This window comes from Pedococcus bigeumensis (assembly GCF_006438965.1).
GTDB classification, from domain to species: Bacteria; Actinomycetota; Actinomycetes; order Actinomycetales; family Dermatophilaceae; genus Pedococcus; species Pedococcus bigeumensis_A.
Genome location: NZ_RCZM01000002.1, coordinates 652,680 through 677,413, shown reverse-complemented (window position 1 = coordinate 677,413; position 24,734 = coordinate 652,680). Strand labels below are relative to the sequence as shown.

26 protein-coding genes are annotated in these 24,734 nt (G+C 70.0%); 13 read left to right on the top strand and 13 right to left on the bottom strand.

Annotated elements, in window-relative coordinates:
• Nucleotides 1–41: 41 nt before the first annotated feature.
• Nucleotides 42–1,145: a ScyD/ScyE family protein gene (locus EAH86_RS08160; RefSeq protein WP_161988596.1), complete on the bottom strand. Its 1,104-nt coding sequence runs from the start codon at nucleotides 1,143–1,145 to the stop codon at nucleotides 42–44.
• Between the two features lie 134 nt (nucleotides 1,146–1,279).
• Nucleotides 1,280–2,485: a quinolinate synthase NadA gene (gene nadA / locus EAH86_RS08155; RefSeq protein WP_241668268.1), complete on the bottom strand. Its 1,206-nt coding sequence runs from the start codon at nucleotides 2,483–2,485 to the stop codon at nucleotides 1,280–1,282.
• 98 nt (nucleotides 2,486–2,583) lie between these two features.
• On the opposite strand from nadA, the gene EAH86_RS08150 reads away from it, so the two are divergent.
• The gene (locus EAH86_RS08150; protein ID WP_140738724.1) at nucleotides 2,584–3,363 is read left to right on the top strand and encodes a maleylpyruvate isomerase N-terminal domain-containing protein; all 780 of its coding nucleotides are present in this window, start codon (nucleotides 2,584–2,586) and stop codon (nucleotides 3,361–3,363) included.
• Between the two features lie 21 nt (nucleotides 3,364–3,384).
• Here EAH86_RS08150 and EAH86_RS08145 read toward each other — a convergent pair whose 3' ends face one another.
• Nucleotides 3,385–3,606, bottom strand: coding sequence for a hypothetical protein (locus EAH86_RS08145; protein WP_140738721.1), 222 nt, complete (start codon nucleotides 3,604–3,606; stop codon nucleotides 3,385–3,387).
• A gap of 126 nt (nucleotides 3,607–3,732) precedes the next feature.
• Between EAH86_RS08145 and EAH86_RS08140 the strand changes: the two genes are divergently transcribed.
• A complete protein-coding gene (locus tag EAH86_RS08140; protein ID WP_140738718.1) occupies nucleotides 3,733–4,899 on the top strand; it encodes a glycerate kinase in 1,167 nt (388 codons plus the stop codon).
• Between the two features lie 95 nt (nucleotides 4,900–4,994).
• Nucleotides 4,995–5,387 (top strand): HesB/IscA family protein, encoded by a 393-nt coding sequence (locus EAH86_RS08135; RefSeq protein WP_140738715.1) that lies wholly within the window; start codon nucleotides 4,995–4,997, stop codon nucleotides 5,385–5,387.
• Between the two features lie 134 nt (nucleotides 5,388–5,521).
• Here EAH86_RS08135 and EAH86_RS08130 read toward each other — a convergent pair whose 3' ends face one another.
• Nucleotides 5,522–6,247 (bottom strand): flavodoxin family protein, encoded by a 726-nt coding sequence (locus tag EAH86_RS08130; RefSeq protein WP_140738712.1) that lies wholly within the window; start codon nucleotides 6,245–6,247, stop codon nucleotides 5,522–5,524.
• Between the two features lie 120 nt (nucleotides 6,248–6,367).
• A complete protein-coding gene (locus tag EAH86_RS08125; protein ID WP_140738709.1) occupies nucleotides 6,368–6,598 on the bottom strand; it encodes a hypothetical protein in 231 nt (76 codons plus the stop codon).
• A 97-nt stretch (nucleotides 6,599–6,695) separates the two neighbouring features.
• Here EAH86_RS08125 and EAH86_RS08120 point away from each other — a divergent pair, with 97 nt between their 5' ends.
• Complete coding sequence (locus EAH86_RS08120) at nucleotides 6,696–7,682, top strand: carbohydrate kinase family protein (protein WP_140738705.1); 987 nt, start codon at nucleotides 6,696–6,698, stop codon at nucleotides 7,680–7,682.
• Between the two features lie 18 nt (nucleotides 7,683–7,700).
• On the top strand, nucleotides 7,701–8,390 hold the full coding sequence (gene aat, locus EAH86_RS08115) for a leucyl/phenylalanyl-tRNA--protein transferase (protein ID WP_338325234.1): 690 nt from the start codon (nucleotides 7,701–7,703) through the stop codon (nucleotides 8,388–8,390).
• Nucleotides 8,391–8,399: 9 nt separating this feature from the next.
• Here aat and EAH86_RS20530 read toward each other — a convergent pair whose 3' ends face one another.
• Nucleotides 8,400–8,663, bottom strand: coding sequence for a sulfurtransferase TusA family protein (locus EAH86_RS20530; RefSeq protein WP_194150755.1), 264 nt, complete (start codon nucleotides 8,661–8,663; stop codon nucleotides 8,400–8,402).
• The gene (locus tag EAH86_RS08110; protein ID WP_241668267.1) at nucleotides 8,660–9,877 is read right to left on the bottom strand and encodes an aminotransferase class V-fold PLP-dependent enzyme; all 1,218 of its coding nucleotides are present in this window, start codon (nucleotides 9,875–9,877) and stop codon (nucleotides 8,660–8,662) included. The genes EAH86_RS20530 and EAH86_RS08110 overlap by 4 nt, the downstream gene beginning before the upstream one ends.
• Nucleotides 9,878–9,939: 62 nt before the next feature.
• On the opposite strand from EAH86_RS08110, the gene coxB reads away from it, so the two are divergent.
• From coxB to EAH86_RS08080, 6 genes are all read left to right on the top strand, one after another.
• Nucleotides 9,940–10,869: a cytochrome c oxidase subunit II gene (gene coxB / locus EAH86_RS08105; RefSeq protein WP_140738703.1), complete on the top strand. Its 930-nt coding sequence runs from the start codon at nucleotides 9,940–9,942 to the stop codon at nucleotides 10,867–10,869.
• Nucleotides 10,869–12,665: a cytochrome c oxidase subunit I gene (gene ctaD, locus EAH86_RS08100; protein ID WP_140738700.1), complete on the top strand. Its 1,797-nt coding sequence runs from the start codon at nucleotides 10,869–10,871 to the stop codon at nucleotides 12,663–12,665. The genes coxB and ctaD overlap by 1 nt, the downstream gene beginning before the upstream one ends.
• A gap of 3 nt (nucleotides 12,666–12,668) precedes the next feature.
• On the top strand, nucleotides 12,669–13,070 hold the full coding sequence (locus EAH86_RS08095) for a cytochrome c oxidase subunit 4 (protein ID WP_140738697.1): 402 nt from the start codon (nucleotides 12,669–12,671) through the stop codon (nucleotides 13,068–13,070).
• 346 nt (nucleotides 13,071–13,416) lie between these two features.
• Complete coding sequence (locus EAH86_RS08090; RefSeq protein WP_140738694.1) at nucleotides 13,417–14,613, top strand: L,D-transpeptidase; 1,197 nt, start codon at nucleotides 13,417–13,419, stop codon at nucleotides 14,611–14,613.
• A 39-nt stretch (nucleotides 14,614–14,652) separates the two neighbouring features.
• Entirely contained in the window at nucleotides 14,653–15,654 is a 1,002-nt protein-coding gene (locus tag EAH86_RS08085) for an alkaline phosphatase family protein (protein ID WP_206665767.1), read from the top strand.
• Between the two features lie 144 nt (nucleotides 15,655–15,798).
• On the top strand, nucleotides 15,799–16,605 hold the full coding sequence (locus tag EAH86_RS08080; RefSeq protein WP_140738691.1) for a DUF6299 family protein: 807 nt from the start codon (nucleotides 15,799–15,801) through the stop codon (nucleotides 16,603–16,605).
• Nucleotides 16,606–16,702: 97 nt separating this feature from the next.
• Here the strand turns inward: EAH86_RS08080 and EAH86_RS08075 are convergent, their stop codons facing one another.
• The 5 genes from EAH86_RS08075 to EAH86_RS08055 form a co-directional block, all read right to left on the bottom strand.
• Nucleotides 16,703–17,044, bottom strand: coding sequence for a metallopeptidase family protein (locus EAH86_RS08075; RefSeq protein WP_170212789.1), 342 nt, complete (start codon nucleotides 17,042–17,044; stop codon nucleotides 16,703–16,705).
• Nucleotides 17,045–17,143: 99 nt separating this feature from the next.
• On the bottom strand, nucleotides 17,144–18,907 hold the full coding sequence (locus EAH86_RS08070; protein WP_140738685.1) for a cytochrome b: 1,764 nt from the start codon (nucleotides 18,905–18,907) through the stop codon (nucleotides 17,144–17,146).
• Complete coding sequence (locus EAH86_RS08065; RefSeq protein ID WP_140738682.1) at nucleotides 18,904–20,031, bottom strand: ubiquinol-cytochrome c reductase iron-sulfur subunit; 1,128 nt, start codon at nucleotides 20,029–20,031, stop codon at nucleotides 18,904–18,906. The genes EAH86_RS08070 and EAH86_RS08065 overlap by 4 nt, the downstream gene beginning before the upstream one ends.
• Before the next feature lie 94 nt (nucleotides 20,032–20,125).
• A complete protein-coding gene (locus EAH86_RS08060; RefSeq protein WP_140738679.1) occupies nucleotides 20,126–20,911 on the bottom strand; it encodes a c-type cytochrome in 786 nt (261 codons plus the stop codon).
• Nucleotides 20,912–20,966: 55 nt separating this feature from the next.
• Nucleotides 20,967–21,650 carry a cytochrome c oxidase subunit 3 gene (locus EAH86_RS08055; RefSeq protein ID WP_425325219.1) on the bottom strand — a complete coding sequence of 228 codons (684 nt, stop codon included), beginning with the start codon at nucleotides 21,648–21,650 and terminating at the stop codon, nucleotides 20,967–20,969.
• Between the two features lie 78 nt (nucleotides 21,651–21,728).
• On the opposite strand from EAH86_RS08055, the gene EAH86_RS20785 reads away from it, so the two are divergent.
• On the top strand, nucleotides 21,729–22,181 hold the full coding sequence (locus EAH86_RS20785; protein ID WP_241668266.1) for a hypothetical protein: 453 nt from the start codon (nucleotides 21,729–21,731) through the stop codon (nucleotides 22,179–22,181).
• Nucleotides 22,182–22,185: 4 nt separating this feature from the next.
• Nucleotides 22,186–23,295, top strand: coding sequence for an anthranilate phosphoribosyltransferase (gene trpD / locus EAH86_RS08050; protein ID WP_241668265.1), 1,110 nt, complete (start codon nucleotides 22,186–22,188; stop codon nucleotides 23,293–23,295).
• Between the two features lie 19 nt (nucleotides 23,296–23,314).
• Here trpD and EAH86_RS08045 read toward each other — a convergent pair whose 3' ends face one another.
• Nucleotides 23,315–24,712 (bottom strand): pyridoxal phosphate-dependent decarboxylase family protein, encoded by a 1,398-nt coding sequence (locus EAH86_RS08045; protein ID WP_140738673.1) that lies wholly within the window; start codon nucleotides 24,710–24,712, stop codon nucleotides 23,315–23,317.
• Nucleotides 24,713–24,734: the final 22 nt, after the last annotated feature.

Below are 24,734 nucleotides of genomic sequence, written 5' to 3'. Positions count from 1 at the left end.
CGCTCGCCCACGGAATCCAGCTGGTCCAGGACCAGTTTCTCCTACAACGTGATTCGCCACACCTCCCCGCCACCTGGGCAGACCGAGCAGGTCGACACGTAGGCCTGGTGCCCGCTGATGGCCATGCCGTACGGCGCGACCAGGTTGTCGGCAACGACCGTGTGGGCGCCGCTGCGCGACACCTTGACGAGCGAACCGACCGGCGGCGCGTCCGGCGGCGCGTTGAGCAAACCGTCCTTGGCGAGCTGGACGGCATACAACGAACCACGTGAGTCGAACGCCAGGGAGGTGACGTTGGTCAGCCCAGAGGCCCACACGGTCGGGGCGTGTCCGGGCACGACGCGGTAGATGTTCGCCAGGCCGGGCTGGAACGGGAAGCCGGTGAGCTGGCTGACGTAGTACGCGCCGTCAGGTCCGCGAACGACCGCTGTGGGCACGGCCTGAGCCGGGATCTGGGTACCGGGAGGTAGGCCCAGGAATGGCGGGGCGTCGGCCATCTGGTCGTCGAACACGGCCACCGTCGACAGGCCATGACGTCCCGTCCTGACGAGGTCGTTGCCCCCGGCGTCGGTGATGACGAACTTGTCGCCGACCCGGATCAACGAGCTCGGGTTGCTGTCCGGGTCGTGGATCGGGTTGGCCTTGGCCTCGTAGGCGCCCAGGTCGGCGATGGTCCGGGTGTGCGTGGAGCCGACCTTGGCGAGCTGCAACGTCGCCAGGCGGGAGCCCTCAGCAGGCATTGCGTCGCGGGCCGCTGGGTCGGCGCCGAGCCCGATGAGCACAGCGAGCTGACGCCCGCCCAGCCACTCGACGTCCGAGGGTCCGATGGCTGCTGAGCCGTCGGGAGCCGCGAGCGACGGCAGTCCGGTGACGACCCGCGACTGCGTGCCCTTCCGGGTCACCCGCGTCACCGCGCCGGTCGACCCGAGACAGATGTCGTCACCCTCCGGGCCCGTGATGCAGAGGGTGCTGCCGCCCCGTCCGGCTTCGGCGACATACAGGTCGCCGTGGCCGTTGACGATGAGCTGCCGCGGGTTGTCCAGGCCGCTGGCCACCCTCGTCGGCGGCGGAGTGGGGTGTCCGTGGCTGCTGTGGGCCTGGGCGGGAGCCACTGCGGCGGCGACCAGAGCCACCGTGGCGGTCAACGTGAGTAGGGTGCGACGTCCTCGTCCTCGTGGGTCGACGATGCGAACCATGGGTGATCCTCCTGGCGGGTTGCGGACCCCTGCAAACCAATCAGTCTGCGGGGGCTGGCCTGCGGTGGCCTCCGCCAGCAGGACTAGTCCTTCGAGGTCTCGCCCGGCAGCGCCAGCATCTGGTCGAGGGCGAGGCGCGCGAAGTGGGCCACCTCGTCGTCGACCTTGATCGCGTTGACCACGCGGCCGGCCACGAGCGACTCGAGGGTCCAGACGAGGTGCGGCAGGTCGATGCGGTTCATCGTCGAGCAGTAGCAGACGTTCTTCTCCAGGAACGAGATCTGCTGGCGCGGGAACAGTGTCCCGAGTCGCCGCACCAGGTTGAGCTCGGTCCCGACCACCCACTTCGTGCCATCGGGAGCGGCCGCGATGGTCTGGATGATCTTCTCGGTCGAGCCGACCTCGTCAGCGGCCTCGACGACCTCGTGCTGGCACTCGGGGTGGACGATCACCTTGACGTCCGGGATCTCGCGGCGGGCCTGTTCGACGGCCGCGAGGCTGAACCGGCCGTGCACCGAGCAGTGACCGCGCCACAGGATCATCGTCGCGTCCTGGAGCTCCTGCTTGGTCAGCCCACCCATCGGCTTGTGCGGGTCGAACACCACGCAGCCGTCGAGCGAGCCGCCGAGGTCACGGACGAAGGTGTTGCGCCCCAGGTGCTGGTCCGGCAGGAACAGCACCTTGCCGCCGGCGCCCACCTGGTCCAGCGCCCACGTCAGTGCCGTCTTGGCGTTGGACGACGTGCAGATGGTGCCGCCGTGCCGACCCGTGAAGGCCTTGATGGCGGCGGAGGAGTTCATGTAGGTCACCGGAACGGTCACGTCGGCGACCCCCGCCTCGACCAGGTCGTCCCAGCAGTCCTCGACCTGGCGGATGGCGGCCATGTCGGCCATCGAGCACCCGGCCGCGAGGTCGGGGAGGATCACGGTCTGGTTCTCGGCCGTGAGGATGTCGGCCGACTCGGCCATGAAGTGCACGCCGCAGAACACGATGTACGGCGCGTCGGGCCGGGCAGCAGCGTCCTTGGCCAGCTTGAAGGAGTCACCGGTCACGTCGGCGAACTCGATGACCTCGTCGCGCTGGTAGTGGTGCCCGAGCACGAACACCTGGTCTCCCAGGGCGGCCTTGGCCGCGCGAGCGCGGTCGACCAGCCCGGGGTCGGAGGGTGCCGGCAGATCACCCGGGCACTCGACCCCGCGCTCGGTGTGCAGCTCCGTGCCGCGTCCGAGGACGAGCAACGGCAGGGGAGTGGTGGGCCGGGAGTCCGACTGCGTCACAGGGGTGCTCACGTCCTCGATCGTATGCCGTGGGCAACCGGAGCACTGCCAGCGCCCAGTGGTCGTCGACGGCCGACCTGGCCCCCGTCCGGTGCCCTAGGGTCGCGGCCATGGACGACGAGAGCCTCGTGAGAGCCCTGCGGACGGCCACCGCCGCGATGGGAGCCACCGTCCGAGGTGCCGACCCGCACGCACCGGTCCCGGCCTGCCCGGGCTGGAGCGTGACCGACCTCGTCGACCACCTCGGCCGGGTGCACCTGTGGGCGGCGCACTGCGCACGCCACGGCGCACCGCCCGATCCCTACCCGCGTCGTGACCGCGAGCAGCCGCTGCCCGACTGGTATGCCGCAACCGCCGACACGGTCGTGGGCACCTTGGCCGAGCTGTCGCCCGACCACCCGTCGTGGAGCTTCTCCGCCGTGCCGGGTCACCAGGACGTCCGGTTCTGGCGGCGTCGCCAGCTCCACGAGACGACGGTCCACCACGTCGACGCGCTGCAGGCAGGCGGTCTGCTGCCCACGACCGGGCTCGTTGACCGCATCCCCGGAATGACGACGGAGCAGGCTGCCGACGGCGTCACGGAGGTCTTCGAGGTGATGGCCCCGCGCAGCCTGGTCCGGCACGCGGACCGTCCGCCGCTGGAGGTGGTCCCGGCCGGGGAACCGATCGCCTTCGCGTGCACGGACACCGACGCCTCGTGGACCGTAGGGGTGGTCGACGGAGCGGTTCGCGTCATCGACAGCGTGGCGCAGGAGGCGGTCGCCCGGGTCAGGGGACCGGCGTCCCACCTCTACCTTGCGCTGTGGCACCGCGCGGACTCAGCGGTGCTCGTGACCGACGGTGACGAGGCTGCCGCCCGTCGGCTCCTTGCTGCTGCTCTGGTGCCCTAGCGGACCGTGGGGCGGGTAGGTCTAGAGCGGGTGGATCTTGCTGCTGGACATCGCCACGCTGACGGTGTTCTCACCGAACTTCACGTGGATCCGGTCGCCGGTGATCCGGACGACCGATCCGAGCCCGTGCCGGTCGTGGGTCACGCGGTCGTTCACGGCGAAGTCCGGGATGTCGGGCACCGGAGCGGCCCGGAACGGGCTGTTAGGCAGATGCGGCTTCTTGGCGGGCTGGCGGGGGCGCATCCATCCATTGTGGACCTGTTTTGCCCCTGCGGCCTCCACCGCGATGCGGATTCCGGCGCGCCCGTGCTCAGGAGCACGGAAGAAACCCGCCGTGGCGCCGGGCGCGAAGGCTGAAAGGATGACCGCGTGCACGTCGTCATCGCGCCGGACTGCTTCACCGGCACCCTCACCGCCCAGCAGGCCGCCCAGGCCATCGCCCAGGGGTGGGCCGCCAGCGCGCCGCACGACCTGCTGACCCTGCGTCCGCTCTCGGACGGCGGCCCGGGGTTCCTCGACGTCCTCGCCTCAGCGCTCCCGGACGCGCAGACCCTCGCGGTCACCGTGGCAGACCCGCTCGGTCGCGACGTGCCCGCCGCCCTGCTGGTGGTCGGTGCGGAAGGCGACCGCACGGCATACGTCGAGTCGGCGCAGGCAGCGGGGCTGCACCTGCTCGCCGCCGACGAGCGCAACCCGGCCGTCACCAGCACCTGGGGGGTGGGTCAGCTCGTGGAGGCGGCCCTGGCCGAAGGGGCCACCCGCATCGTCGTCGGTCTCGGTGGCAGCGCCACCAACGACGCCGGCGCAGGGATGCTCGCGGCGCTGGGAGCCGGCGCACCGAAGGACCTCGCGCGGGGTGGGCTGGCCCTGGCCGACATCTCCGACGCGGCCCTGCCGGGACTCGCGACGACCCGCGAGCGCTTCGCCGGGGTCGAGCTGGTGCTTGCCACCGATGTGGAGTCGCCGCTGCTGGGGCTGCAGGGCGCCAGTGCCGTGTTCAGCCCACAGAAGGGCGCCTCGCCAGAGGTCGCCCAGGCTCTGGAGGGGGCGCTCGGGCGGTTCGTCGAGGTGGTCCGTCGCACGGTTCCGGAGCACACCGACCTGCTGACCGGTACCGCTCGCCGGATCGACAAGACACCCGGGGCAGGTGCCGCGGGTGGTCTCGGCTACGGCCTGGCCCTCCTCGGAGGCGTCCGGGTCAGCGGCGTGTCGGAGGTGCTCGAGGCGGTCGGGTTGCGCGAGCTGCTCCGCGCGGCGGACCTGGTGGTCACGGGGGAGGGCTGCTTCGACTGGCAGTCCCTGCAGGGCAAGGTCGTGGCCGGCGTGGCCGGGCTGGCCCTCGAGACCGCGACGCCCAGCGTGGTCATCGCCGGGCAGGCCACCGTGGGGCGTCGTGAGGCGATGACGCTCGGTCTGTCGGGCAGCTATGCGGTGGCCGAAACGCCCGCCCAGGTCGAGGCCGCGATGTCCGATCCGGTGGGCACCCTGGCGGCGCGCGCTGCCCGGGTGGCGGCCACCTGGTCCCCTCGGAGCTGACCAGGTCGTACAGTGGGAGGTGCGCGGGGAACATTTCGCGAGAACCGCAGGTTGGCACTGGTGGCCAACCTCCACCGACATGAAGGACTCATCCCATGAGTGTTCAGGACCAGACCGCTACGGCGACCACCGCCGACGCGACCGCGGCGCCTGCCGAGACCACGCACGGCGTGCTCCTCTCCGATGTTGCGGCTGCCAAGGTCAAGTCCCTGCTCGAGCAGGAGGGGCGTGACGACCTGCGCCTGCGCGTCGGAGTCCAGCCCGGTGGCTGCTCCGGCCTCATCTACCAGCTCTACTTCGACGAGCGCACCCTCGACGGTGACCTCGTGCGCGACTTCGACGGTGTCGAGGTCGTGGTGGACCGGATGAGCGCCCCGTACCTCGTGGACGCGAGCATCGACTTCGCCGACACCATCGAGAAGCAGGGCTTCACGATCGACAACCCCAACGCCGGCAGCTCGTGCGCCTGCGGGGACTCGTTCAGCTGAGCAAGCACGGCAGCTGATCGACCAAGACTGACCTGGGCATCGCACCCAGGGAACGCACGTGGCCGGCACACCCCTCGGGGTATGCCGGCCACGTGCGTTCCGGGGCGTGCCCCGCCTCCGTCGTGGGACGTCGGTCAGCGGTACTCGGGGTTGGGGTAGTCGAACCGGGCGCCGGCATCCCACTCGGTGCGCTGGTTGCCGCCGACGGGGAAGCCGCCGGCGGCCTTGAGCAGGGCAGCCAGGTGCATCAGGTTCCACGTCATGAACGTGGTGTTGCGCTGGGTGAACTCGTTCTCCGGGCCCCCGCTGCCCGGGTCGAGGTAGGACGGGCCGGGTCCGGCCTCACCGATCCACCCGGCGTCGGCGGCAGGCGGGATGGCGTAGCCGATGTGCTGCAGGCTGTAGAGGATGTTGGACGAGCAGTGCTTGATGCCGTCCTCGTTGCCGGTGATGATCGCTCCGCCGACCTTGCCGTAGTAGACGTACTGGCCCGACGCGTTCGTCATCGACGACCCGGCGTAGAGGCGCTCGATGACCTGCTTGGTGATGCTGGCGTTGTCGCCCAGCCAGATCGGTCCGGCGACGACCAGGATGTCGGAGTCGATGATCCGCGCGAACAGGGTCGGCCACTCGTCGCGCTCCCAGCCGTGCTCGGTCATGTCGAGGTAGACACCGGTGGCGATGTCGTGGTCGACCGCCCGGATCACCTGGACGTCGACCCCGTGCTTGCGCATGATGGCGGCGCTGATGTCGACCAGGCCCTGGGTGTTGCTCGGCTCCGGCGACCGCTTGAGCGTGCAGTTGACGAAGGTCGCGCGCAGGCCGCTGAAGTCGAAGGCGCTGATCTCGGGATCACTCATGCGACCGACTGTGCCCGCTCGGCCGGTCCCCGGCAAGCGTCACGAGGCGGTCATTCGGCAGACGGCAGGCGGCAGGCGGCCAGCTGGCAGGTCCGCACGAGCGGCGTGCGCCGAGGCGGCTCAGGAGCCGTAGCTCCCGAGACCGTCCAGCAGCGAGGGCGCGCCGGTCGGGACGACGATGTCGTGGTGCTGGACCGGCCAGGGACGCGCCCGGGCGACGGTCAGCTGCACGCCGCGGCCGTCCTCGACCAGCTCGGAGACGCTGCCGCTGTCGAGGGCGTCACGCGGCCCGGGGAAGGGCCCCGGAATGGCAGCGTGGCGGGCTGCGGGGACCATCCGGCGCGGGGTCATGCACCCACGCTAGGCCGGACCTGTCGGGGACACGCCGCTACCAGGAGGTAACTCCCTGCGATGCCGCACGTCGCGCCCACGGGGTAGGTTTTCCACCGTGCAGATAGCCATCACGGGATCCATTGCCACCGACCACCTGATGACCTTCAAGGGCAGGTTCCGCGACAGCCTCGTCGTCGAGCAGCTCGACAAGGTCTCGCTGTCGTTCCTCGCGGACGACCTCGAGGTCCGCCGGGGAGGGGTGGCCGCCAACATCGCGTTCGGCATGGCCAACCTCGGACAGCGACCGATCCTCGTCGGGGCGGTCGGTGAGGACTTCGGCGACTACCGGAGCTGGCTGGAGCGCCACGGCGTCGACTGCGCCTCGGTGCACACGTCCGAGTCCAAGCACACCGCTCGCTTCGTCTGCACGACCGACGAGGACATGGCGCAGATCGCCACCTTCTACGCGGGTGCGATGAGTGAGGCGCGGGCCATCGAGCTCGGCCCGATCGCCGAGCGCGTCGGCGGTCTCGACCTGGTGCTCGTCGGCGCCAACGACCCCGAGGCGATGCTGCGCCACACCCGCGAGTGCCGCTCGCGCGGCATCCCGTTCGCCGCGGACCCGAGCCAGCAGCTGGCCTTCGCCGACGGCGCGACCATCCGCCAGCTCATCGACGGCGCCGACTTCCTGCTCACCAACGAGTACGAAGCCGCCCTGACCGAGCAGAAGACCGGGTGGAGCGCCGCGGAGATCGCCGACCGCGTGAACACCCGGGTGGTCACCAAGGGCAAGGACGGCGTCACCATCGAGCGCAAGGGGGAGGACCCCATCGAGGTGTCGGTGGCCCGCGAGGTCCGCCGCGCCGACCCGACCGGGGTCGGCGACGCGTTCCGCGCGGGGTTCCTCACCGGCCTCGCGGCAGACCTGGGCCTTCGGCACAGCGCCGAGCTCGGATCCATGCTGGCGACCTACGTCATCGAGACGGTCGGCACGCAGGAGTACACCCTCGGCAAGGCGAGCTTCCTGCAGCGTCTGGCGGAGGCCTACGGCCAGGCATCGGCCGACGCCATCGAACCCCACATCGCCTGCGTCGCGCCCTAGGGACCGGGCGCACACCCCGTGGTGACCGAACCGGTCGAGCCCCTGCCGACGACGTGGGTGTTCGACGTCAGTGAGGTCGATGACGGCGAGGACATGGTCGCGGTGGGTGGCGACCTGCGGGCCGGCACCCTCGTGGAGGCCTACCGCAGCGGGGTCTTCCCGATGGGCTTGGGCGAGCACGGCGCCCGGCCGCTCGCCTGGTGGTCGCCGGACCCGCGCGGCGTGCTGCTGCCGGGTCGGGTGCATGCCAGCCGCTCGCTGCAGAAGTCGTTGCGGCGCTTCGAGATGCGGGTCGACACGGCGTTCCGCGACGTCGTCGACGCCTGCGCCGACCCGAGCCGCGACGGGCGCTGGATCACCGAGGAGATCGCCGACGCCTACACGGAGATGCACGCGCTGGGCTGGGCGCACAGCATCGAGACGTGGCAGGACGGCGAGCTCGTCGGTGGGTTGTACGGGATCAACGTGGGCGGGCTGTTCGCCGGGGAGTCGATGTTCCACCGGGTGACCGACGCGTCGAAGGCAGCCGTGGTCGCCACCGCGGCCTACGTCTTCGCCGACGGCGACCCGCGGCGGCTCATCGACGTGCAGTGGGCCACCGACCACCTGCGCAGCCTGGGCGTGGTGACGGTGTCGCGGCCGGACTACCTGAGCCTGCTCAAGGATGCCGTCGACCTGGCGCCCCCGACCTTCGACGCGGGTTCCTGAGGCTGAGCCTCAGCCGACAGTGCGCACCCGGTATGCCGCGTGCCCGCCGTCCGCGGGCACCTCACCGAGGAAGTCCTGGCCGCGCATCCGGCACCACGCCGGGATGTCGGCCCTGGCCGCAGGGTCGGTCGCCCACACCTCGATGACGGCTCCCACTGCGGCATCGCGGGCGGTCTGGGCCAGTCGGATGACGGGGAGCGGGCACCGCAGCCCGCGGGCGTCGACGACGATGGGCGCGGACTGGCCGTCGCCTGCCTCGAAGGTCGGGCTCACAGCCGGTGCGCGCCCAGCTCGGCCCGGACCGAGGCCACCACCTCGGCGATGACCGAGCAGAAGGCCGCCACCTGCGCCGCGCGGTCGGGGGCCACCGCCCCGAGGGGGAGGGTGACGCGGATGTTGCCGTGGGTCAGGGCGCCCATGGCCGCGAGGACGTGGCTGGGTTCGAGGGTGCTGGCCGTGCAGGCCGAGCCGGAGGCCACCCCGAAGCCCCGGCGGTCGAGCTCGCGGACGAGGGCCTCACCGTCGGCGTAGAGGGCCGAGAAGGTCACGACGTGGGGGAGCCGGTCGACCGGGTCGCCCACGACCTCGACATCGGCGACGGCGGCCGCTGCGGCGCGGATCCGGTCCACGAGGGCGAACGCCTCCAGCGCGTCTGCCTCGCGGGTCGCCTCGGTCTGCTGCCAGGCCTCGGCCGCGGCGAGGGCCAGGGGGATCCAGGGCGTGTGCCGGGTCGGACCGCTCAGCGCAGCGTCCGGGTCCGGCGCGCCCGGAAGCAGCCACCTGGTCCGCTCGGGGAGGACGACCAGCCCCAGGCCGCCGGGTCCGCCCCACGACTGGGCGTCACCCGCGAGGACGTCGTAGGAGGTGGGGGAGACGGTCCGGCCCAGCGATGCCTGGGCGTCCACGCCGAGCGGCACACCGGCAGCCCGGCAGACGGCCCAGGCCTCCTCGAGCGGCTGCACCGTCCCGACCTCACCGTTGGCGTGCTGGAGGGCTGCCCCGACGGTGCCGGGACCGGTCACGGCCTGCGCCCACGCCCCGAGGTCGACCCGGCCCGTCCGGTCCACCGCGACGGTCGCAAAGGCCGTCGACTCCCCCGAGGAGTCGGCAGCGTGCCGCCCGGGCACCAGCACCGAGGAGTGCTCGACCGCGGAGGCGACGACGCGCGCTCCGCGGCGGCGGGCGGCATACCGGAGGCCGTCGACCACCCAGCGGACCGCGGTCGGGCCGTCCGGCGCGAAGGAGACCTCGGAGGGGCGCACCTGCAGGCCGGTCGCGAGCACCTCCCGGGCCTGGTCCAGCAGCCGGCGGGCCGTCCTCGCCTCGCTGTGCAGGCGTCGCGGATCGGCCCATCCGGCGTCGATGGCCGCGACCAAGGTGTCCCTCGCGCGAGGGTGCATCGGGCCGGGCGCGGCGTCCAGGAGCGTGCGCTGAAAAGAACGGTCATTTCGGCTGTTCAAATCGATGTCCGGGGAGGGGTTCGCCACACCTCGACGTTAGTCCCACCCTGACCGGACGGCAGGCACCCTCTGGAGTAGGGTTTGGCGCGATGGCCCATCACTGTTTCGAAGAAGGTGCACCGTTGCGTCAGCACGACGTCTCTGCGCCGCGCCCACACCGGCGGCGGCCCCTCAGCAGGAGCACGACCACGGCTCTAGGGCTGTCGCTCGTGGCCCTCACCCTCTCGGGGTGTGCCGGCCGCGTGCAGGACGGTTTCCTGCCCCGCGCGGTGACCCAGGGCGGGGAGCGGGTGACCACGCTCTGGAACGGAGCCTGGATCGCCGCGCTCATCGTCGGCGTCATCGTCTGGGGCCTGATCGGCTGGTGCGTCGTGGCCTACCGCCGCAAGAAGGACGACACCACCCTGCCAGTGCAGCTGCGCTACAACGTGCCGATGGAGATCCTCTACACGATCGTCCCGGTCTTCATGATCGCGGTGCTCTTCTACTACACCGCGCGTGACGAGGCGGCCCTGCTGGACACCTCCAAGCACCCCGACGTCGTGGTCAACGTCGTCGGCAAGAAGTGGAGCTGGGACTTCAACTACGTCAACGAGCAGACCTTCGAGAGCGGCACGCAGGCCGAGCTGACGGGGAAGCCGGGCGCCGAGAAGAACCTCCCGACCCTCTACCTGCCCGTCAACAAGCGGACCGAGTTCGTGCTCACCTCGCGGGACGTCATCCACTCGTTCTGGGTGCCGGCGTTCCTGCAGAAGCTCGACATGATCCCCGGGCGGGTCAACAAGTTCCAGGTGTTCCCGACCGAGACCGGCGACTTCAAGGGCAAGTGTGCCGAGCTCTGCGGCGCCTACCACTCCCAGATGCTGTTCAACGTCAAGGTCGTCGACCAGGCGGCCTACGAGCAGCACATCGCGGAGCTCAAGGCCCAGGGCAACACCGGTCAGCTGGACAACAGCCTGAACCCCTCGAAGGTCATGGACGAAGACCAAGGCCTTCTTCCGAGTGCAGGGAGCAACTGATGGCAGCGGCAACCGAGTCCACCTCGGCGGGGATGTACTACCGCTCCACCGAGGCCACGGCGACCCGTCGCCTCACCAAGGGCCAGACCTTCGTGAAGTGGGCGTCGACGACCGACCACAAGGTGATCGGCAACCTCTACTTCATCACCTCGTTCATCTTCTTCATCTTCGGCGGCATCCTCGCCCTGCTGATCCGAGCCGAGCTGTTCCAGCCGGGGCTGCAGGTCGTGGACAACCCCGACCAGTTCAACCAGCTGTTCACGATGCACGGCACGATCATGCTGCTGCTGTTCGCGACGCCGCTGTTCGCCGGCTTCGCCAACGCGCTCATGCCGATCCAGATCGGTGCCCCCGACGTCGCCTTCCCGCGGCTGAACATGTTCGCCTACTGGCTCTACCTGTTCGGCGGGCTGATCGCCTCCGCCGGCTTCCTCACCCCCACGGGTGCCGCGTCGTTCGGCTGGTTCGCGTACTCCCCGCTGTCGGACGCGTCCAACACCCCGGGCCTCGGCGGTGACCTCTGGGTCTTCGGCCTGGCGCTCGGTGGTTTCGGAACCATCCTGGGTGCCGTCAACTTCATCACCACGATCATCTGCATGCGCGCGCCCGGCATGACGATGTTCCGGATGCCGATCTTCACCTGGACCATCCTGGTCACGAGCCTGCTCGTGCTGATGGCCTTCCCGGTGCTGGCGTCGGCGCTGCTCGCGCTCGGTGCCGACCGCAAGTTCGGGGCGCAGATCTTCGAGGCCGACAACGGTGGGCCAATGCTCTGGCAACACCTGTTCTGGTTCTTCGGCCACCCCGAGGTCTACATCATCGCGCTGCCGTTCTTCGGCATCATCTCCGAGATCCTGCCGGTGTTCTCGCGCAAGCCGATCTTCGGCTACAAGACGCTGGTCTTCGCGACCATCGGCATCGCCGCCCTCTCGGTGACCGTGTGGGCCCACCACATGTACGCCACCGGCCAGGTGCTGCTGCCGTTCTTCGCGGTGATGACCATGCTGATCGCGGTCCCGACCGGCGTGAAGTTCTTCAACTGGATCGGCACGATGTGGGGCGGCAAGCTGTCCTTCGAGACGCCGATGCTCTGGGCGATCGGCTTCCTCGTCACCTTCCTGTTCGGTGGCCTGACCGGCATCATCCTGTCCAGCCCGGCCCTGGACTTCCACCTGTCCGACAGCTACTTCGTCGTGGCTCACTTCCACTACGTCGTCTTCGGCACCGTGGTGTTCGCGATGTTCGCCGGCTTCTACTTCTGGTGGCCCAAGTTCACCGGGCGGATGCTCGACGAGACGCTCGGCAAGATCCACTTCTGGATGCTGTTCATCGGGTTCCACACCACCTTCCTTATCCAGCACGTGCTGGGCGTGGACGGCATGCCGCGTCGGTACGCCGACTACCTGCCCGAGGACGGCTTCACCTGGATGAACCAGGTGTCGACGGCCGGTGCGTTCCTGCTTGCCGCGTCCACCCTGCCGTTCCTCTACAACGTCTGGAAGACCTGGCGCACCGCGCCCCTGGTCGAGACCGACGACCCTTGGGGTTACGGCGCCTCGCTCGAGTGGGCCACGTCCTGCCCGCCGCCGCGGCACAACTTCGACACCCTCCCGCGGATCCGCTCGGAACGCCCGGCCTTCGACCTGCACCACCCCGAGGCATCCGAGCTCGGTGGGGTCTACGCAGACCCGGACACCCTGACCCGGATCATGGCCGAGACCCGTTCGTCCGAGCACCACGCGACGGGCGAGCTCGACCATGACAAGCACCCGCGGTTCCACGAGGAGCGTGACTGACCCGTGAAGATCGAGTACAAGCTCTTCGTCATCCTGGCTGCCTTCTTCGCCCCCGTCGGGGTCGTCTACGGCATCTTCACCCACTGGAAGGAGCCGGTCGGCCCGGCCGGGCTGTTCCTGTCCGCTGGGCTCGGCGCGATGATCGCCTTCTACCTGTGGGCCACTGCCCGACGTCTTCCGGAGCGTCCGGAAGACAACCCGAGCGGTGAGATCGCCGAGCAGGAGGGCGAGTACGGCTTCTTCAGCCCGCACTCCTGGTGGCCGCTGGCCCTCGCCGCCACCGCTGCCGTGTGCTTCCTCGGCCTGGCGGTCGGAATGTGGCTGTTCATCATCGGTGCGGCCTTCGGCGTCGTCGCCCTCGTGGGCTGGACGTTCGAGTACTTCAAGGGCCCGCACGCCGTCTGAGGACGGCTCGCAGATCGCCCAGCCGGGCGCGTCACCCCACCCGGGGTGACGCGCCCGGCTGTTCGTCGTGACGGGGCATCCACGCCGAGCAGGTAGACTGGGGTCAGGTCCGCGCAGGGGCGGGCCTTCAGGGGGCCTGGCGCGAAATCGTGATCGCCCGGCCGGACACAGTTGCATAGCCAACCAATCACGGCTGCCCGGCGTCTGTTCGGGTGATGGACTTCATCGGACACCGTCCGACCGGTCCAGCCGGCAGACACGAGACATTTCACGCACAGGGCGCCACGGTGGCGCAGAGCACAGGAGCACACACGTGGTGGGTAGGACACAAGGGTCACGACTGGCCATGACCGTGGCAGCGTTGACCGCCGTGACCCTGCTGGCGGCGTGCTCAGGCAGCGTGGACAGCCCGGCGACCGACAACGTCGCTGCCGGCTCCAGCAGCAGCTCCTCGTCATCCTCGTCCTCCGCGACGGCGACGCCCGCCGAGCTCACCATCAGCCCGGCCAAGGACGCCACCGACGTCCTGCCCAGCGAGTCCGTCGTGGTCAAGGCCACCACCGGCACGCTCGGCGAGGTCACCGTGGCCGACGCGAAGGGCCGCAAGGTCACCGGCGACCTCGGCAGCGATGGATCGTGGACCTCCAGCGCGCGCCTGGCGCCCAGTGCGGCATACACCGTCACCGCGACCGCGACCGGTCCGGACGGCACGCCCTCGACGACCACCTCCACCTTCTCGACCCTCAAGCCCAAGGTCACCGCCACCTACGGCATCCTCAACTCAGGTGAGACCGTGGGCGTCGGTATGCCGGCGAGCATCCAGTTCGACTCGCCCGTCGCCACCGCGAAGCTGCGCGGCGAGGTCGAGAGGCTGGTCAAGGTCAGCACCTCGCCCAAGCAGCCCGGCGCGTGGGGCTGGCTGGACAACCGCCAGCTCATGTGGCGCCCCGTGAGCTACTGGCAGCCCGGCACCAAGGTCACCATCAGTGCGCCGCTCACGGGCGTGCAGACGGGTGAGGGCAAGTGGATCGGCAACGACGACAGCGCCAGCTTCACCATCGGCTCCTCGATGATCTCCACGGTCGACATCAAGCGCCACGTCATGACCGTCACCCGCGGTGGCAAGGTGATCAACACCATCCCGATCAGCGCCGGACGTCCCGGTCCGAAGACGGAGACCCGTTCCGGCATCAAGGTGATCATCCGCAAGGAGGGCACCGTGGTCATGGACTCCACCACCATCGGGATCAAGAAGGGCCAGCCCGGCTACTACAAGATCACCACCCAGTCGGCCATGCGCGTGACCTGGACGGGCGAGTACCTCCACTCCGCTCCGTGGTCGGTCGGTTCCCAGGGCAGCGCCAACGTCAGCCACGGCTGCGTCAACATGTCCCCGGCGAACGCTGCCTGGATGTACGCCAACTCCAAGGCCGGCGACATCGTGAAGTTCACCGGCTCGTCCCGCGTGTTCCAGCCCTCCGAGGGCATCGGCGTCTGGCAGTACTCGTTCGCGAACTGGAAGGCGCAGAGCGCCCTCGTCTGATGGTGGGTCGCCCCACGGCAAGCCTGAGGTGGTGAGTTCGTGGTGTCCACGACAACCCGTTGCCGTGGGCTGCTCCTCGCAGCGGTGGGCCTGGTCGTTGCCCTGAGCGGGTGCGCGACCTCGACGCCGGACGGCGTCTCCGGCCAGCGCGGCACGACCAGTGCCGCGTCGTCGTCGACTCCCGCCCTCCCGCCGAGCGGGACGGCGACCGGTACGACCGCCGGAACGACGACGACCACCGCGGTGCCGAGCACGGTGCGCACACCGGTCACCAAGCTGCTCGTCTTCGTGGTCGAGAACCACTCCCTGGCCCAGATGAAGGCCGGCATGCCTTACACCTACCGGTTGGCCAGGACCTACGGCTACGCGACCAGCTACTTCGCCACCCGGCACCCCTCGCTGCCCAACTACCTCGCGATCGCGTCGGGCAGCACCCACGGCGTCACCACGGACGCGGCGCCTGGGGACAACGTCCCCGTCACCGGGGAGTCGGTGTTCGGCCGCGCCATCGCGGCAGGTCGGACCGCGGGGGTGTATGCCGACGCCATGCCACAGCCGTGCGCCCTGACTCCCTCCGGGCGGTACGCCGTGAAGCACAACCCGTGGCCGTACTTCGTCGACGAGCGTGCCCTGTGCCGCCAGCACGACCTGCCGATGAGCGCCCTGGCGGCCGACATCACCGCCGGGTCACTGCCCGACGCGGGCATGGTCGTCCCGGACCTGTGCCACGACGCGCACGACTGCCGCCTCTCGACCGCCGACGCCTGGTTCAAGGACTGGATGACCAGGATCCAGGCCGGCCCGGACTGGAGGTCGGGTCACCTGCTGGTGGTGCTCACCGCGGACGAGGACGACAGGTCCGCGGGCAACAGGGTGCTGACGGTCGTGGTGCACCCCAGCCAGCACGGCGCCGTGGTCACGACCCGGCTCGACCACTACTCGCTCACCCGGCTCTACGCCGAGGTCACCGGGACGGCCCCGCTCGGGCACGGGGCGAAGGCAGCGTCGATGGCCACGGCCTTCGACCTCCCGCTGCCCTGACCGAGCGCCGGCACAGGCTTGGTAGCCCTTGGCCCATTTCTTGGTCAACGAAGCAACCTCGGGACCGCTTGCCGGAGTCAATCCGGGTGTGACCATCCAACGGGGGATGGCCCATCACACAGCTGGGGGATTCACATGTTGTTGATGAAGCGCACTGCCCTGTCAGCGGCGGCCGCACTGATCCTGGTGCCGCTGCTCGCCACCGCCGCCAGCGCGGCACCCGCCCCGAACGACACCGCCGCCACGGCGACCGTCGTCTCGGCACTGCCCAGCACGATCGAGCAGGACACCACCGGCGCCACGACCGATGCGACCGATGCCGCGCTCAACGCGCAGTGCGGGGCACCGTTCACCAACGCCAGCGTCTGGTTCCGCTACACCGCCAGCGCTGACGGCGGGGTCATCGCCGACATGTCGGCCTCGAGCTACACCGGCGGCTTCCTGGTCACCGAGGGCGACCCGGCCGGCGGCAACCTCATCGCGTGCGGTCCCACCACGGTCGGGTTCGCGACCACGGCTGGGCAGACCTACTACGTGGTCGCCTTCAGCGACACCGCCACCCAGGGCGGCAACCTGGTGGTCACCTTCGACAACGCCCCGCCGCCGCCGGAGGCGACCGTGACGGTCAACCCCAGGGGAGTCGCGAACAAGGACGGCTCGGCGACCCTGAGCGGGACCTACTCGTGCAGCAACGCCGACGACTTCTTCAGCGACATCGAGGGCTCCCTCACCCAGCAGGTCGGCCGGGTGAAGATCAACGGCTCGTTCTTCGTCAACCCGATCCAGTGTGACAGGGCCACCCACAGCTGGTCCGGGACGGCGTTCACCGACAACGGTGTCTTCAAGGGCGGCAAGGGAGCGAACGTGACCTTCGCCTTCGCCTGCGGCACCTTCGAGTGCGCAGTGGGCTATACCGAGCAGACGGTCCAGCTGAGCGGCGCCAAGAAGTAGCAACCGCTGTAGCAGCAAGCACGACAGGTGCCGTGTCCCGGACATCGGGGCACGGCACCCGTGCGTCGCCGCCGCCCGTCCGGGGCGGCGGCCTGGTTCAGCCCCAGCCGAGGTCGTGCAGCCGGGCGTCATCGATCCCGAAGTGGTGGGCGATCTCGTGCACCACGGTCACGGCGATCTCGTCCAGCAGGTCGTCCCGGTCCGCGCACATCCGGGTCAGCGGCCCACGGAAGATCGTGATCCGGTCCGGGAGCGCGCCGGCCCAGCCGTCACCCCGCTCGGTGATCGGCGTGCCGTCGTAGACGCCCAGCAGGTCGGGGTCGCCCGGTGGTGGCTCGTCCGCCACGAAGAAGACGACGTTGTCGAGCAGCGCCATCAGCTCCGCCGGCACAGCGTCGAGGGCATCACCCACCGCCTCCTCGAACTCGGCTGCCTCCATCTCGACCACGCGCCCAGCCTGCCATGTCACCAACGGGCCCCAGAACGCCGTATGCCGCCCACTCGGTGGAGTGGGCGGCATAGAGGTCGAGGTGGTGGCTCAGGGGCGCTTGGGGGGCTCCCTGCGCGAGCTCTCCAGGGCCGGGCGGCTCTCGCTGCTCGGCGCGGCCTCGATCGCCTCGTGGCCCTGGCCGTCGTGGTGCGCAGCCGCGAGCTCGCCCGGGGTGACCGGGTTGATGCTGTCGGTGAAGTAGAACCGCGACAACGCCGAGCGAGCCTTCTCCTTGCGCGCCGTCGGGGAGACCACCCCGTGCTGGTCGGTGCCCGCCTCTAGCGTGAGGACGTCGTGTCGGTCGTGCTGCACGAGGTTCCATCGGGTGAACTCGTCGAGCGGCTCGTGCTGCTCGAAGAACTTCCCGTCGGCCGTGCGCACGATGCGCCCCGTCTCGCGACCGTGCAGGACCAGGTCGCGGTCCTTGCGCTGCAGGGACAGGCAGATCCGCTTGGTGACCCAGAAGGCGAGCGGCGGAAACACGAAGATGCCGAGCCGGAAGATGTTGGTGAGGTCGTTGATCGACAGGTGCAGCTTGATCGCCATCAGGTCGTTGCCGGAGGCGAAGAGCAGGATGCCGTACCAGGTGAGCGCGGCCACCCCCAGCCCCGTGCGGGTCGGGTTGTTGCGCGGCCGGTCGAGCAGGTGGTGTTCCCGGTTGTCGCCGGTCACCCACTTCTCCAGGAACGGGTAGGCGCCCATCAGGCCGTACATGGCGGGGATCAGAAGGATGGCGCCGATCATCACGTTGAACGAGAACGTGAAGCCGAAGGCGGTGAACTCCAGCCACCCGGGCAGCAGGCGCAACGCACCGTCGGCGAAGCCCATGTACCAGTCTGGCTGGGAGCCCGCCGTGACCGGTGAGGGGTCGTAGGGACCGTAGGCCCAGATCGGGTTGATCGTGACCAGGCCCGAGATGAGCGAGATGACGCCGAAGACGATGAAGAAGAAGCCACCGGCCTTCGCCGCGTAGACCGGCATGACCGGGAAGCCGACGACGTTGTCGTTGGTACGACCCGGCCCGGGGAACTGGGTGTGCTTGTGCACGAACACCAGGCCGATGTGGGCCGTGAACAGGCCGACCAGGATGGCCGGCAGCAGCAGCACGTGGATCGAGAAGAGGCGGGGGATGATTGCCTCACCCGGGAACGGTCCGTCGAACAGGGCGAAGGACAGGTAGGACCCGAGCACGGGCACCGAGCGCATGAAGCCCTCGGCGGCGCGCAGCCCGGTGCCGGAGAGCAGGTCGTCCGGCAGGGAGTAGCCGGCAAAGCCCTCGATCAGGGCCAGCATCGACAGGATCGTGCCGATGACCCAGTTGATCTCGCGCGGCTTGCGGAACGCGCCGGTGAAGAACACGCGAAGCATGTGCACGGAGAGCGCGACGATGAACATCAGTGCGGCCCAGTGGTGGATCTGGCGGATCAGTAGGCCGCCCCGGATGTCGAAGGAGATGTCGACGGTCGAGCGGAACGCCTCGGACATCGTGATGCCACGCAGCGGCAGGTAGGAGCCGTCGTAGACGACCTGACCGGCGCTGGGGACGAACCAGAACGTGAGGAAAGTGCCCGAGAGCAGGCAGATGATCATGGAGTACATGGCGACTTCACCAAGCATGAAGGACCAGTGGTCGGGGAAGACCTTCTTCATGAGGTAGCCGACCGGCTTGGCGGCTCCGGTGCGATCGTCGAGCCAGCCCGCGACGCCACCGACGGCCTTCAGGCCGGGATTCGTGGGGGCCTCGGGCTCAGCGTCGTCCTTGCGCAGGCGCCCGATCGGGTCGGCGCCGGACACGGTGCGGTCGGTGCTCATGCGGAACCACGCTCCCAGAAGCTCGGACCGACGGCCTCGCGGAAGGGGGCGTCGGCGATCAGGTAACCCTGTGAGTCAACGGTGATCTTCAGCTGCGGCAACGGGCGGTGGGCCGGCCCGAAGATGACCTTGCAGTCCTGCGTCACGTCGAAGGTCGACTGGTGGCAGGGACAGAGCAGGTGGTGCGTCTGCTGCTCGTAGAGGCCCACCGGGCATCCGACGTGGGTGCAGATCTTCGAGTAGGCGACGATGCCCTCGTGGCCCCAGTCACGCTCTTTCTGGGGCTTGATGTCGTCGGGGTTGAGGCGCATGAGGAGCACGGCGGCCTTGGCCTTGTCCTCCAGGACGTGCTCGGAGTCCTTGATCGACTCGGGCAGCACGTGGAACACCGAACCGATCGTCACCTGGTCGGCGCGGATCGGCGTGCGCTCCGGGTCGCGGACCAGTCGGTCGCCCTTCTTCCACATGGTCGTGGAGAGCGTGTCCTTCGGCATTGGGCCGAGTCCGCCGACCAGCGGCAGCAGGATCGCCAGCGGCGGCAGGGCGAGCGCACCGGCGAGCGAGAACTTGATGAGCGGGCGACGGCCGAGCTGGGCCCTCTCGCCACCACCCATCAGCTCGCTGACCACCCGCTGGCGGTCCTCGTCCTTGGCGCGCTGCGGGTGGCGCTCCTCGACCGACTCGGTGTCGGGCATCAGGGTCTTGGCCCAGTGCACGGCTCCGACGCCGCAGCCCAGCAGGGCCAGGGCCATGGTCACGCCGAGCGCGACGTTGTAGAGGCTCGCGTTGCCGATGCCGGGGATGTAGCCGGACTGCTCGGGGTCGATCGCGAAGTAGGCGACGATGAACAGCACGGTGGCCAGGCTGGACAGGCCGAAGAGGGCTGCGACCTGTTTCTCGGCGCGCTTGGCGCCCTTCTCGTCCAGGTCTGACATCCGCGGGACGTGCGGGGGCAGTCCCGGGTTCGCGAAGCGCTCCGGGAGCCCGCCCGAACCCTCCACGTGACCCTGGTCGAGCCGGACCGCGGTCGAGCCGTAGCCGTCGCTGTGCCCGTCGCTGTGGCCATTCCCGTGGCCGTCGCTCGTGCCGACGACCTCGCCGTGCGGCGTGTCGTGTTCGCTCATCGTGTCGTCGATCCTGTCGAGTCGCGGTGGTCAGTTCCAGTGTCGCCCCAGGTGGTGGCTTCGGCCAACGGGTGTGACCGAGACATCACGGACATCAGGCGGCCTTCTTGCCGAGCCAGACGGCGAAGCCGACCATGATGCCGAGGCCGAAGATCCAGACGAACAGGCCTTCGGACACCGGGCCGAGGTTGCCCAGGGCCATCCCGCCGACGTTCTCCTGCTTGTCCACCTCGTGCAGGTACGCGACGATGTCGTTCTTCGCGTCGGGGGAGATGTTGTCGTCGCTGAAGACGGGCATCGACTGCGGGCCGCTGACCATGGCCTCGTAGATGTGCTTGCCCTCGACGTCCCGCAGGCTCGGGGCGTACTTGCCGCGGGTCAGGGCGCCGCCGGAGCCGGCGAAGTTGTGGCACATGGCGCAGTTGACGCGGAACAGCTCGGCACCGAGGGCGACGTCGCCACCCTGGCCGGTGGTGTACTCGGCTTCGGGGACGGCGGGTCCGGGGGCCAGCGACGCGATGTAGGCGGCGACCGAGGAGATCTGCTCCTGGGTGAACCGGACCTCGTCGGCCCGGGGAGCCTGGATGTTCGGGGCAGCCATCGGCATCCGGCCGGTGCCCATCTGGAAGTCCACGGCTGCGGCGCCGACCCCAGCAAGGCTCGGGGCCGCCTTGGTGCCCTGGGCCTGCAGGCCGTGGCAGGTCGCGCAGTTGGCGAGGAAGAGCTTCTTGCCGTCCTCGACGGAGCTGGCGGCGGTGCTCGCGGCGTCGGCCTGCTTGGGCGCCAGGGCCGAGTAGGCGACCCCGGTGAGGATCAGGCCGAGGAGCAGGAGCAGGGCGATCGCGGCCGGGTGACGGCGGCGGGCGGCCAAGGCGTTCACAGTGCGGTCCTGTCGATGGAGGCGGGCAGGGCGGGCTGGGAGGACATCGTGCTGGTCACTTCAGCAGGTAGATCGTCGCGAACAGCGCGATCCACACCACGTCGACGAAGTGCCAGTAGTAGGAGGTCACCACGGCGCCGGCAGCCTGCGCGTGGCTGTAGTGCCGGGTCGTGAACGTGCGGCCGATGATCAGCAGGAAGGCCAGCAGGCCACCGGTGACGTGCATGGCGTGGAACCCGGTCGTGAGGTAGAAGACCGAGCCGTAGGCCGTCGAGGAGAGGGTGATGCCCTCGTGGACCAGCTCGGAGTACTCCAGCACCTGCCCCGATACGAAGATCGCGCCGAAGATGTAGGTCAGGACGTACCACTCGCGCATGCCCCAGCTGGGGACCGACAGGAGGCTTGCGTCACCGCGGTGCGCCTTGCCGTGCTCGGCCGCGTGGACGCCGAGCTGGCACCACACCGAGGAGATCACGAGGATGAGGGTGTTGGCCGAGGCGAACGGCACGTTGAGGACGCCCGTCGACTGCTTCCACAGCTCCGGCTCGACCGAGCGGATCGTGAAGTACATCGCGAACAGGCCCGCGAAGAACATCAGCTCGCTGGCCAGCCACACGATGGTGCCCACCGACACCATGTTGGGTCGGGACACCGGCCCGTGGCCGGGGATGCTGCCGGCCGAACGGGCGGGTTCAGAAGTCACAGGGGATGCGGTCGCCACGTCCGCCAGATTAGCCATATTCACGACGCGGCACACCGTCGACCCCCCGATGGGTGGATGGACGCCGCAGATCACCGCACCGGTAGCATCTGCGACATGACCGCTTCGCACGCGACCGCCGCCGACGCACCGACCTCGTCGGGGTCCTCGGGCCGCCAGATCTCGGTGCTGCTGTACAGCGATGACAAGACCACGAGGGACGCCGTCAGGGTCACCGTGGGACGTCGTCCGGCCCGTGACGTGGAGGTCGTGTCGTGGCGTGAGTGCGCGACCGCGGCCGCCGTCATCGAGGCCGTGGAGAACGCCGCCTTCGACGTCCTCATCCTCGACGGTGAGGCGGCGCCGATGGGTGGCCTGGGCCTGTGTCGCCAGCTCAAGAGCGAGATCTTCGACTGCCCGCCCATCCTGGTCCTCACCGGGCGACCTCAGGACGGCTGGCTCGCGACGTGGTCGCTGGCCGACCAGGCGGTCCCGCACCCCCTCGACCCGATCGCCCTGGCCTCCGCCGTGGCCGAGCTGGGTCGTGGCGGACGCCCCAGCGTCTCCTGATCCGGTGGCTGCACCGGACCCCGCCGCCTACACCTGGCCGGACCTGCTCACCCTGCTGATCGCGCGCAACCACCTGTCCACCGACCAGGCCGCCTGGGCGATGGACCAGATCATGCGTGGCGAGGCGTCACCGGTGCAGGTGGCCGGTTTCCTCGTCGCGCTGCGGGCCAAGGGCGAGGGCGTCGAGGAGCTGCGCGGCCTCGCCGACGTCATGCTGGCGCACGCCAACCGGATCGAGGTCCCCGGCCCGAGCCTGGACATCGTGGGCACCGGCGCCGACCGGTCCAACACGGTCAACATCTCGACGATGGCCTCGATCGTCATCGCGGCCAGCGGGATCCGCGTGGTCAAGCACGGCAACCGCGCCGCGTCGTCGGCCTCTGGTTCGGCGGACGTGCTCGAGGCCCTCGGCGTCAACCTCACGCTGACCCCCCAACGGGTGGCGGAGGTGGCCTCGGAGGCCGGCATCACCTTCTGCTTCGCCCAGGCGTTCCACCCCGCGATGCGGCACGCGGCCGTGGCCCGTAGCGGGCTCGGGGTCGGCACCGCCTTCAACGTCCTCGGTCCGCTCACCAACCCGGCACAGCCCACGTATGCCGTGGTCGGAGTTGCCGACCCCCGCATGGCACCGCTCATGGCCGGGGTGTTCGCCGGCCGTGGCAAGGACGCGGTGGTCTTCCGGGGCGACGACGGGCTCGACGAGCTCACCCTCAGCACCACCTCGTCGATCTGGTGGGTGCGGGGTGGCGAGGTCACCGAGCGCACCTTCGACCCCCTCCACGTCGGCCTCCAGCGGCAGCCCATCGAAGCCCTTCGTGGCGCTGACGCCACGCACAACGCCCAGGTCGCGCGAGACCTGTTCGACGGCCACCGCGGCGCGGTCCGTGACGCGGTCGTGCTCAACGCCGGAATGGCCCTGGCGCTGGCCGGGCCGGACCTCGGAGCCACCGAGCGCGCGGCGGGCGACCGGATCGAGCACGACCTCTCCGACGAGGCCTTCGCCGCGGCGGTGCGGGTCGGCATGGACCGCGCCGAGGCTGCGCTGGACACCGGCGCTGCGGCGGCACAGCTGGAGCGCTGGGCCGCAGCGACGCAGCGCACCGACTCCGCCTAGGTCCGCCGCCACCCGGCGGTCAGTCTGCCGGCGTCTGCTCCGCATCTGCCGCGGCCACCCGCAGGATCGCCGCGACCGAGCGGTCCACATCGGCCTCCGTGGTGGACCAGTTCGACACCGACACCCGCATCAACCGCCGTCCACGCCAGGTCGTGCCACCGAGCCAGCAGGTGCCGTCGCGCTGCACGCCGTCGATGATCCGGTCGGTCCTCGCGTCGCTGCCGAAGCTGACGAGCACTTGGTTGAGGACGACGTCGTTGACGACCTCGACGCTGCCGGCCCCGAGCCCGTCGGCGAACCGCTGCGCCAGGGTGCAGCACCGGTCGACGAGATCGGCGACGCCCTCTCGGCCGAGCTCGCGCAGGGCAGCCCAGACAGTGAAACCCCTTGCCCTCCTTGAGGATTCAGGGACAAGGTCACCGAGGGCAGGCGTCGGGCCACCTTGACCGGTGAGGTAGGACGCGGTGTAGGACAGCGATCCGGCGTGCACTTGGGGGTGCGCGCAGATCGCGAAACCGCAGTCGTAGGGCACATTGAGCCACTTGTGGCCGTCGCACGACCACGAGTCGGCGAGGGCGACGCCATCGACGAGGTGGGCCTTGCTGGGGGAGGCGCCCGCCCAGAGACCGAAGGCGCCGTCCACGTGCACCCACGCGTCGTGACGCCGGGCCAGCGCCGTGCCCGCGCGGAGGTCGTCGCACGCCCCGGTGTTGACGTTGCCCGCCTGCAGGCAGACGATCGTCGGCCCCGGCTCACCCCGACCCAGGACCGCCTCGAGGTCGGCGACGTCGATCGCGCCGTTGCGGTCCGCCGCCACCTCCTCGACGGCGGACGTGCCGAACCCGAGCAGTCGCAGGGCGCGGTCGATGGTCGCGTGTCGCTCGACGCTGGCAACCACGCGCACGACGGGAGCGCCGGGCAAACCGTCCCGTTCGACGTCCCACCCGGCCGCCGCGAGGACGTGGTGCCGCGCCGTGGCCAGGCTGACCGTGTTGGCGCCCTGGGCGCCGGTCACGAAGCCGACCGACGCGTCGGCGGGCAGGCCCACCAGCTCCTTCAGCCAGCCGCCGGCCACCTCCTCGGCGACTGCGGCTGCGGGGGACAGGACCGCGTTGAAGGCGCACTGGTCCCAGCCGACCGCCACGACGTCGGCAGCACTGGCGGCAGGCAGGGCGCCGCCGATGACGAAGCCGAAGAACCGCGGCCCCGGCGTCGCGACCAGCCCGGGCGTGAAAGCCGAGACGAGCTCCTCGAGCACCGCACCCGCCGGTGTGGGGGCGTCCCGGATGGCGGTGTCCACGCGCTGGCGCAGGGTGGCCGCGTCGACGGCTGCACGCACGGGTGCCTCGGCCAGTCCTGACCGGTGCTGCGCGGCGAGTTCGGCCGCCCGCTGGAAGAGGAGGGTCAGATCATCCATGTCCGCGAAGGTACGCCCGCCC

Coding starts and splice junctions, on each gene's coding strand:
- EAH86_RS08150 (WP_140738724.1), top strand. CDS start 2,584: ATGGACGACGAGAGCCTCGTGAGAGCCCTGCGGACGGCCACCGCCGCG.
- EAH86_RS08145 (WP_140738721.1), bottom strand. CDS start 3,606: ATGCGCCCCCGCCAGCCCGCCAAGAAGCCGCATCTGCCTAACAGCCCG.
- EAH86_RS08135 (WP_140738715.1), top strand. CDS start 4,995: ATGAGTGTTCAGGACCAGACCGCTACGGCGACCACCGCCGACGCGACC.
- EAH86_RS08130 (WP_140738712.1), bottom strand. CDS start 6,247: ATGAGTGATCCCGAGATCAGCGCCTTCGACTTCAGCGGCCTGCGCGCG.
- EAH86_RS08125 (WP_140738709.1), bottom strand. CDS start 6,598: ATGACCCCGCGCCGGATGGTCCCCGCAGCCCGCCACGCTGCCATTCCG.
- coxB (WP_140738703.1), top strand. CDS start 9,940: ATGGCCCATCACTGTTTCGAAGAAGGTGCACCGTTGCGTCAGCACGAC.
- ctaD (WP_140738700.1), top strand. CDS start 10,869: ATGGCAGCGGCAACCGAGTCCACCTCGGCGGGGATGTACTACCGCTCC.
- EAH86_RS08090 (WP_140738694.1), top strand. CDS start 13,417: ATGACCGTGGCAGCGTTGACCGCCGTGACCCTGCTGGCGGCGTGCTCA.
- EAH86_RS08080 (WP_140738691.1), top strand. CDS start 15,799: ATGAAGCGCACTGCCCTGTCAGCGGCGGCCGCACTGATCCTGGTGCCG.
- EAH86_RS08075 (WP_170212789.1), bottom strand. CDS start 17,044: ATGGAGGCAGCCGAGTTCGAGGAGGCGGTGGGTGATGCCCTCGACGCT.
- EAH86_RS08070 (WP_140738685.1), bottom strand. CDS start 18,907: ATGAGCACCGACCGCACCGTGTCCGGCGCCGACCCGATCGGGCGCCTG.
- EAH86_RS08065 (WP_140738682.1), bottom strand. CDS start 20,031: ATGAGCGAACACGACACGCCGCACGGCGAGGTCGTCGGCACGAGCGAC.
- EAH86_RS08055 (WP_425325219.1), bottom strand. CDS start 21,650: ATGGCTAATCTGGCGGACGTGGCGACCGCATCCCCTGTGACTTCTGAA.
- EAH86_RS20785 (WP_241668266.1), top strand. CDS start 21,729: ATGACCGCTTCGCACGCGACCGCCGCCGACGCACCGACCTCGTCGGGG.
- EAH86_RS08045 (WP_140738673.1), bottom strand. CDS start 24,712: ATGGATGATCTGACCCTCCTCTTCCAGCGGGCGGCCGAACTCGCCGCG.